The organism is Streptomyces sp. NRRL S-378 (genome assembly GCF_000720645.1).
GTDB lineage: Bacteria > Actinomycetota > Actinomycetes > Streptomycetales > Streptomycetaceae > Streptomyces.
In genome coordinates, this window is sequence record NZ_JOBX01000121.1 from 1 (window position 1) to 8,357 (window position 8,357).

6 protein-coding genes are annotated in these 8,357 nt (G+C 72.1%); 3 read left to right on the plus strand and 3 right to left on the minus strand.

Translation table 11 applies throughout. The features are described 5' to 3' along the window. Together IH80_RS0137495 and IH80_RS0137500 are read right to left on the minus strand one after the other, a co-directional pair. Positions 1–1,146 (minus strand): sigma-70 family RNA polymerase sigma factor (locus tag IH80_RS0137495; RefSeq protein ID WP_030966370.1); only part of this gene is annotated, 1,146 nt, incomplete at its 3' end. Positions 1,147–1,477: 331 nt separating this feature from the next. Continuing rightward, complete coding sequence (locus IH80_RS0137500; RefSeq protein ID WP_030966371.1) at positions 1,478–2,254, minus strand: TetR/AcrR family transcriptional regulator; 777 nt, start codon at positions 2,252–2,254, stop codon at positions 1,478–1,480. Positions 2,255–2,587: 333 nt separating this feature from the next. Between IH80_RS0137500 and IH80_RS0137505 the strand changes: the two genes are divergently transcribed. Both IH80_RS0137505 and IH80_RS0137510 read left to right on the plus strand, forming a co-directional pair. Further along, positions 2,588–4,018 (plus strand): NAD(P)/FAD-dependent oxidoreductase, encoded by a 1,431-nt coding sequence (locus IH80_RS0137505; protein WP_030966372.1) that lies wholly within the window; start codon positions 2,588–2,590, stop codon positions 4,016–4,018. A gap of 135 nt (positions 4,019–4,153) precedes the next feature. Then, complete coding sequence (locus tag IH80_RS0137510; protein ID WP_030966373.1) at positions 4,154–5,956, plus strand: ATP-binding SpoIIE family protein phosphatase; 1,803 nt, start codon at positions 4,154–4,156, stop codon at positions 5,954–5,956. Between the two features lie 99 nt (positions 5,957–6,055). Here IH80_RS0137510 and IH80_RS0137515 read toward each other — a convergent pair whose 3' ends face one another. Continuing rightward, positions 6,056–7,339 carry an MFS transporter gene (locus IH80_RS0137515; RefSeq protein ID WP_030966374.1) on the minus strand — a complete coding sequence of 428 codons (1,284 nt, stop codon included), beginning with the start codon at positions 7,337–7,339 and terminating at the stop codon, positions 6,056–6,058. A 124-nt stretch (positions 7,340–7,463) separates the two neighbouring features. Here IH80_RS0137515 and IH80_RS0137520 point away from each other — a divergent pair, with 124 nt between their 5' ends. Continuing rightward, positions 7,464–8,000 (plus strand): MarR family winged helix-turn-helix transcriptional regulator, encoded by a 537-nt coding sequence (locus tag IH80_RS0137520; protein ID WP_030966376.1) that lies wholly within the window; start codon positions 7,464–7,466, stop codon positions 7,998–8,000. The last annotated feature ends 357 nt before the right edge of the window (positions 8,001–8,357 follow it).

Below are 8,357 nucleotides of genomic sequence, written 5' to 3' on the forward strand. Positions count from 1 at the left end.
CCCGCCGGCGGCACCCCCGGCCGCCCCGGCCCCGGCGGTACTCCCGGCAGCCCCGGCCGCACCGGCGCCGGCACCGCCTCCGGCCGTCGACCCGCCCGCGGCGGCGGCCGCGGCACCTGCCCCGCCCGCGGCGAGCGCCCCACCGGCCACCACCCCGGCGGCCTTGGCCGCGTACGAGGCGGCGAACCAGCCGATGACCGCCACCGGAAGCAGCGCGGGAATGCCCGCGTTGACGTCCTTGAGCTCCCCGGCGGCCAGCCGGCACTTGACGCACTCCGCCAGGTGCCCCCGCAGGCCCCGCTCCGCCCGCATCCGCAGGCCGCCGCGCGCGTAGGCGCCCAGCCGGTCCGCGTACCGGGCGCAGTCGCCGCCCTCACTCAGCGCCGAGCTCACATGGGCCTGCAGATAGGCCTGCTTGAGACCCTCGCGGGCCCGACTGGCCAGCACGGCGGTCGCGTTGGCGCTCAGCCCGAACAGCGGCGCGATCGCACTCGGCGACTCGTCTTCGACGGTGGTGTGCCACAGCACGGCCTGCCACCGCTCGGGCAGGCTCCGGAAGGCCTGCATGGCCAGCGATTGCTCCGCCACCCGCATCGCCCGTACGTCCGCGCCGAGTTCGAGGGTGTCGTCCCCCGACAGCCCCGACATTCCGCCGCCGCTCTCGGTGCGCGTGGCCGCCTGCTCGGCGAAGACGGCGAAGTCCTCGACGAGATGCTCCCGCTTCGCCGTCTTGGCCCAGGCCGCAGCGACCCTGCGCACGGTGGTCAGCAGATAGGCCCGTACCGACTGGTCCGGCCCGGCACCGCCCCGTACCGCCTGAAGGGTCCGCGCGAACACCTCGGCGGTCAGGTCGTCGGCGGTGTGCCCGTCCCGGCAGCAGGACCGCGCGTAGCGCCGTACGGCGTCGGCGTGACGACGGAACAGCTCCGCGTACGCACCGTCGTCGCCGCCCCGCATCCGGGCGATCAAGTCCCCGTCGGACGGCGGCAGCTCGCCCCCGGTGCCGCCCGGGGCAGAGAACCCCGACGAACGTGCGTGCCGCCCGCCCGGTTCGCGCTGTGCCGGCACCTGCGGGGCGGGTGGGCTGCCCACCTCGGTATCGCCCCCGGCGCCACCGGGTGACTCCTCACGCCCGTCAATGTTCATAGCGGAAGCTCCCGCACGACACCCTCAACCGGTACACCGAGCAAGCGTGTCACATGGCGGACATGCCTCGGGCCCCTCCGCGCACCATCCACCCGTCCGAGCAGGTTGCGACGCATGCCCGAACAGGCCCCGGCCGCGCGAACGGCACGCCGCCGCCCCGGTGTCACAGCCGAACCCCTGCCGGCCGGCCACCGGACCCCGTGTCGGTCCGCCACCGGACCCGCTGCCGGCTCCCGCGTCGGCCTGCCACCGGACCTCGCGTCGGTCCGCTACCGGCTCCCGCGTCGGTCCGGTGCCGGCCCGTCACCGGGCCGGCACCGAACCGCCGGGATCACACCGTCCGCGAACGCAGGCCCTCCAGCAGGATGTCGAGCAGCCGGGTCGAAGCCGCCGCCTGCTGGGCCGGGTCGGGCAGCGCGGGCGCCGCCGTCGCTATCACCAGCAGCACATCGGCCACCGTGACATCGGCGCGCAGCTCGCCCGCCTCCCGCGCCCGGTGCACCAGCCGGCCGACGACCTCCAGCAGCGCACCCGCACCCGCGTCGTCCGAAGGCTCGTCATCGGCCGCGCCCCGCGCCCCGCCCACGACCCGCAGGCCGGGAGCCCCGGCGGCCTCGGCCGCCTGGCGCTGGTACGGAACCCGTGCCTCCTCCGCCTCCTCGGCCGCCTCCTCAGCGGTCGAGCCGACGCGCAGCACCTGCGGCGGCAGCAGCCGCCCGGCGCCCGACGCCACGGAGGTGCGCAGGAAGCGCGACAGCGCCTGCCACGGCTCCTCCTCCTGCCCCAGCGCGGTCCTGGCCTGCTCGGTCAGCCGGGTGGTCTCCTCCTCGGCTATCCGCCGGACCAGGACGTCCTTGCTCGGGAAGCGCCGGTACACGGTGCCGACACCGACCCGGGCGCGGCGCGCCACGTCCTCCATCGGAGCCCCGTAGCCCAGCTCGCCGAAGACCTCGCGGGCAGCACGCAGCACGTGCTCGAGGTTGCGCTGGGCGTCGACGCGCAGCGGCGTGGACCGGCCCACACCGTGCGTGGTCGCGCCGGTCATGGCGCGACCGTTGCTCTCGACCGAGAGCGCGGTCGCAGAACCATGGAAATCGGAAATGTTCATATGTATCCCCCGGTAATCATTTGTCTCCCCCCGGAGACACTCCCCGCCTTCACGCCGAGGGGGGCCACGGTCTCAGGCCCGGTCCTCGACGAGATACGAACATAGTTGAGCCAGAGTCAATTCAGAAGAGGCAGCCCCGGACGGACCACCGCCCGATCGGAGCATTCACTCCCACTTTTCCCTCCCACACCCTCGGAACCTCCCTCTCCGCCCGTCCTGACCTGCGAACTTCCGCCGCTTCCGAGGGTCCTCTTCCGCCCCGTCCCAGGGCCACCACCGGTCACACAATGTGCCGGGCCTGTGGACAAACTCCCGGCCACGTTGCGTCATGGGATGGTGAAGGCTGCTAACCCCCGGGGCACGGCCCCCGGTACCCCGCCCCGCACGCGCATCCTGATCGTCGGCGGCGGCTACGTCGGCATGTATACGGCGCTCCGGCTCCAGCGAAAGCTGAGAGCGGGAGAAGCCGAGGTCACGGTGGTCACGCCCGAGCCGTACATGACGTACCAGCCCTTCCTCCCGGAAGCGGCCGCGGGCGCGATCTCCCCGCGCCACGTCGTGGTCCCCCTGCGCCGCGTCCTCGGCAAGTGCCGCATCGTCATCGGCCAGGCCACGAGCATCGACCACGCCAAACGGACCGCGACCGTCAACACGCTCGCCACCGCCGACGAGGGCGCCGGCCCCGTCGAGATGGAGTACGACGAACTCGTCCTCGCCCCCGGCTCCGTCTCCCGCACCCTTCCCGTGCCCGGCCTCGCCGACTACGGCATCGGCTTCAAGACCGTCGAAGAGGCCATCGGCCTGCGCAACCACGTCATCGAGCAGATGGACATCGCGTCCTCCACCCGCGATCCCGCCCTCCGCGACGCCGCCCTCACCTTCGTCTTCGTGGGCGGCGGCTTCGCGGGCGTCGAAGCCCTCGGCGAGCTGGAGGACATGGCCCGTTACGCGGCGCGGTACTACCACAACATCAAGCCCGAGGACATGAAGTGGGTCCTCGTCGAGGCCAGCGACCGCATCCTCCCCGAGGTCGGCCTCGAGATGGGCGTCTACACGGTCCGCGAACTGCGCAGCCGCAACATCGACGTCCGTCTGGAGACCCGGCTCGAATCCTGCGAGGACCGCGTCGTCGTCCTCAGTGACGGCGCGCGCTTCCCCACCCGCACCATCGTCTGGACGGCCGGCGTCAAGCCCCACCCCGTCCTCGCCGCGACCGACCTCCCCAGGAACGAGCGCGGCCGCCTCGTCTGCACCTCGTTCCTCACCGTCGAGGGCGTCGAGCACGCCTGGGCCGCGGGTGACGCCGCCGCCGTTCCCGACATCACCGCCCCGCCGGACGCCGAGGGCCCCCGCCGCGAGTGCGCCCCCAACGCCCAGCACGCCGTCCGCCAGGCGAAGGTCCTCGCCGACAACCTCCTCGCCGCTCTGCGGGGCGAGGTCCTGACCGAGTACGCCCACAAATACGCCGGTTCGGTCGCCTCGCTCGGCCTCCACAAGGGCGTCGCCCACGTGTACGGGCGCAAGCTCAAGCGCTACCCGGCCTGGTTCATGCACCGCGCATACCACCTCAGCCGCGTCCCCAGTTTCAATCGGAAAATGCGCGTACTTGCCGAATGGACACTCTCCGGCCTCTTCAAGCGTGAGATCGTCTCTCTTGGCTCACTCGAACACCCCAGAGCAGAATTCGAACTGGCCGCCGGCGGCGGCCCCAAGACACCTCCCCCGCCCCTCGCTCCCAACCCCCCGCAGAACGGCCAGGGCTGACGTTGTCAGTGCGGTCGGCCACACTGGACGTGTGACCATAGGTGTGCTCACACCTGCACAGAGTGACATCGTCCCGTCAGCGACCGCCCACGAGCGACACAGCGACCACTCGCGACACCACGAGGCTTGAACGCAGTGAACTTCACGCGCTGGAGCGCCCGGTTTCCCGGAACGCAGCGCCGCGCCGCCGCCAGGACCGAACATGCCGCCGCCCAGGCCAAGCGGGGCGAAGGCGCGGTCCCGGCAGCCCGCGGCGGCCGCCCCGACCCCGGAGCGGAGCGGTCCGCGCCCGCCGACGGCCACCCCGCCGACCCCACGGTCTCCGGCACCGGTTCCGGCAGCGGACCGGGCACCGGGACCGGACCGGGCACCGGCACGGCCCCCGCCCAGCGCACCGGCCTCCTCACCGCCGTCCCCTCCCTCGACGAACTCCCCGTGCGCGAGGTCCTCGGCCGGCTCCCCGCCCTGGTCGCCCTCGTCCACGGCCCCGAGCACCGCGTCGCCTACGTCAACGACGCCTACACCGCGGGCTTCGGCGCCCGCACCCCCGGCGCCCCCGCCCACGAGGCCCTCCCCGAACTCGGCGAGCTCGGCCTCCTCCAGCTCCTCGACCAGGTCCAGCGCAGCGGCAAGTCCCGTACCGCCAAGAACCGCACCGCACCGGGCGGCGGCAGCTCGTACACCGTCACCTGCACGCCCGTCGAGTTCCCCCGCCCCACCACCGCGCACGCGGCGGACGCCCACCACACCGGCGTCCTCATCCACCTCGCCGACGTCACCGACCACGCCGAGGCCGTCGAGCGCCTCCGCGCCAGCGAACGCCGCCAGCGCGAGGCCGCCGTCACCCTCCAGCGCTCCCTGCTCCCGCAGGAACTGGAACAGCCCGACGACCTGCGCATCGCCGCCACCTACCAGCCCGGCGGCACCGAGGCCGCCGTCGGCGGCGACTGGTACGACGTCATCACCCTCGGCGCCGGCCGCACCGCCCTCGTCATCGGCGACGTCATGGGCCGCGGCGTCCGCGCCGCCGCCGTCATGGGCCAGCTGCGCACCGCCGTCCGCGCCTACGCCCGCCTCGACCTGCCCCCGCACGAGGTGCTGCAGCTCCTCGACGGACTCGCCGCCGAGATCGACGCCAGCCAGATCGCCACCTGCGTGTACGCCGTCCACGACCCCAACGAGGGCCTGCTCGCCTACGCCTCCGCCGGCCACCTGCCGATCCTGGTCCGCGACGAGAAAGGCACCGTACGCAGAGCCGCCGACCCCACCGGCCCGCCGCTCGGCACCGGCGGCTGGCTGCACACCTCCGGCACCATCGCGCTCGGCCCCGGCTCCACCGCCGTCCTCTACACCGACGGCCTGGTCGAACGCCGGGGGGAGGACATCGACGAGGGCGTCGCCGCGCTCGAACGCGCCCTCGCCGGCGCCCAGGGCACCCCGAGCGTCATCTGCGACCGCCTCATGCGCGCCCTCGGAGTGGACGCCGACCACGACGACGACGTCGCCGTGATGGTGCTCCAGCAGCCCGCCCGCAGCGGCGCCGACGCCGAGCTCTTCCACAACGCCGCCCTGGAACTCCTCGGCGGCACCGAGGCGGCCCCGCGCGCCCGGGCCTTCGCCCAGGGCGTCCTCGCTTCCTGGCGCTTCCCCGTCGAGCTCTGCGACCTCGGGGTCCTCGCGGCGAGCGAGCTCGTCGCGAACTCTCTCCAGCACGGCACCCCGCCCATGCGCCTGCGACTGCGCCGCACCGACCGCCGGCTGATCATCGAGGTCACCGACGGCGACGACCACCTGCCGCGCCGCCGCCGCGCCGAACCGGCCGACGAGACCGGCCGCGGCATCTCCATCGTCGCCACCATCGCCTCCTCCTGGGGCTCCCGCCGCACCCCGGGCGGCGGCAAGGCCGTCTGGTGCGAGTTCGCCCTGCCGGACAAGTAGCCGGAGCAGCGGGAGCAGCCGCAGCAGCCGGACACGCGTCAGGCCCCGGTCCACGAGGACCGGGGCCTGACCTGTACGTACACCGACGTACCGAGGCGGCTACGCGTGCACGGACTCCTTCACCCCGACGGCCGGACCGCCCTGCGCGACGATCCTGCTCGCCAGCACCGGGTTGTCCTGCATCGGCGTGAGGCCCTTGCCGAGCCGCAGCGCCAGACCGGCGATCCCGAGCGACACCAGCACGAAGACCGCGACGTACAGCATCGGCGCGCCCGCACCCAGCGGTACCCCGAGCGGTCCCAACGCCAGCGCCATCTGCTTGACCAGCGCGAAGGCCGAGTTGTACTGGCCCACTGAGCCCTCGGGAGCCAGATCGGCGACCAGCGGGGCCAGGGTCGGCGACAGCATGGCCTCGCCGATGCCGAAGAGCGCGTACGTGGTGATGAACGCCGCGGCGGCCATCATCGCGCTGCCGTGGCCCAGGCTCGAGAACCCGGCGATCAGCCACGCCCCGGTCCAGATCAGCCCGACGAGCGCGATCACCCGCGAGCGGCGGCGCTTCTCGACCAGCTTGAGCACGACGAACTGCGCGAGGACGATCGCACCGGTGTTGGCGGCGAGGGCGAAACCGAGCGTGGAGGGGGAGATCCCGGCGGCCTCGGTACCGAAGGCGGCCAGACCCGACTCGAACTGCCCGTAGCAGGCGAAGAACACCACGAAGCCCAGCACGCACAACTGCACCATGACCTTGTGCTGCAGCAGACGCTTCCAGCCGCCGGCACCGGCCTGCGCCGGGTCCTTCGGCACGGCGTCCTTGATGCTCGGCACGTGCGGCAGCCGCACGGTCGCGACGACACCCGCCAGCACCAGGAACATCACGGCCTCGATGCCGAACAGCAGGGTGAAGCTCCCGGGCCGGCTCTCGTCGACGATCTGACCGCCGAGGAGACCGCCGATGCCCAGACCCAGGTTCTGCATGAAGAACTGGAGGGCGAAGGCGCGGGTCCGGGTGGACGGCGTGGAACACCACACGATCATCGTGGCCAGGGCCGGCTGCATCACGGCCTGACCGGCGCCCAGCGCCAGCGCGGACAGCAGGATGGGCACGACCCCCGTGGAGAGCCCGAGCGCGAGCGCGCCCGCCGAGGCGGCGACGGCCGCACCCATGACCACGGGCACCGGACCACGTCGGTCGATGACCCGACCGGTGAAGGGCAGCGCGACGAGAGCGCCCAGGGCGAAGGCCACGAACGCGCTCGTGGCGGCCATGGAGCCCAGACCTCGCACCTGCGCCACATAGATGTAGAGGAACGGAACCGTGAAGCCGATGCCGAACGCCGTCAGCGCGTTCCCGGCCTGGATCCGCCGCATCGCAGCGCCCATCACCTTGGTCACTTCTCACCTGCCTTGATAACTGAAGACTGAAGACTTCATACCTAAAGTTCGATCGTTAACAGTACACATCGAAGGAGTTAGACGCCAACGCGCTCGTGCCATACTTCGAGGCATGGGTGACACCCCCGACGGCGCCACGTCCGTCCCCGAGCCGAGCCTCGATGAGCAGATCGCCGTCTACCAGCGCGAATTCCAGGACCTCGACCCCCAGGTCGAGAAGGTCGTGTCGGCACTGAGCCGCCTGAACCGCCGGATGAACGTCGCGTACGGACGCCAGACCGCGGCCCTGGGCATCAGCAACGCGGAGTGGGAGGTCCTCAAGGCCCTCGTCATCTCCGGAGCCCCCTACCGGATGGGCCCGAGCGAGCTCGCGAAGCAGCTGGGCCTCACGCCGGCGGCGATGACCCACCGGATCGACCGCATGACGGCGGAGGGCCTGGTGACCCGTGAGCGGGACGAGTCCAACCGGGTCCGCGTGATCGTGGAGCTCACCGACGAGGGCCGCAGCAAGTGGCTGGACGCGATGCGGGCGGCGACGATCTTCGAGGAGGACCTCCTCCAGGACCTCTCGACGGCGGAGCGCGGGGTGCTCGGCGACATGCTCACGCGCCTGCTCGACCGGGTGGAAGACCTCCAGTCCCCCAGCTGACCACCGGGGTTGACACAGCCTCCGCGGCTCCGTAAGGTTCTTCGAGTTGCCCCGGAGCCGGAAGGTTTCGGAGGCAACGAATCCGCCGCCTCGTTGCGGCACCCAACTCAGCATGATCTCCCACTGGGAACGATTTCGGCGTGCCCGAATTCATTTCCGAAGGCCGATTATGGATCGCCGGGGAAATCCACTAGAGTTTGGGGAGTCGGAAGGGCCCAACAGCCCGGAAGGCAAACCCCGCTGACTGGGGGTCAGGCCCGAAAGAGTCTGATAGAGTCGGAAACGCAAGACAGCAGAACGAAAGCCCGGAGGAAAGCCCGAGAGGGTGAGTACGAAGGAAGCGTCCGTTCCTTGAGA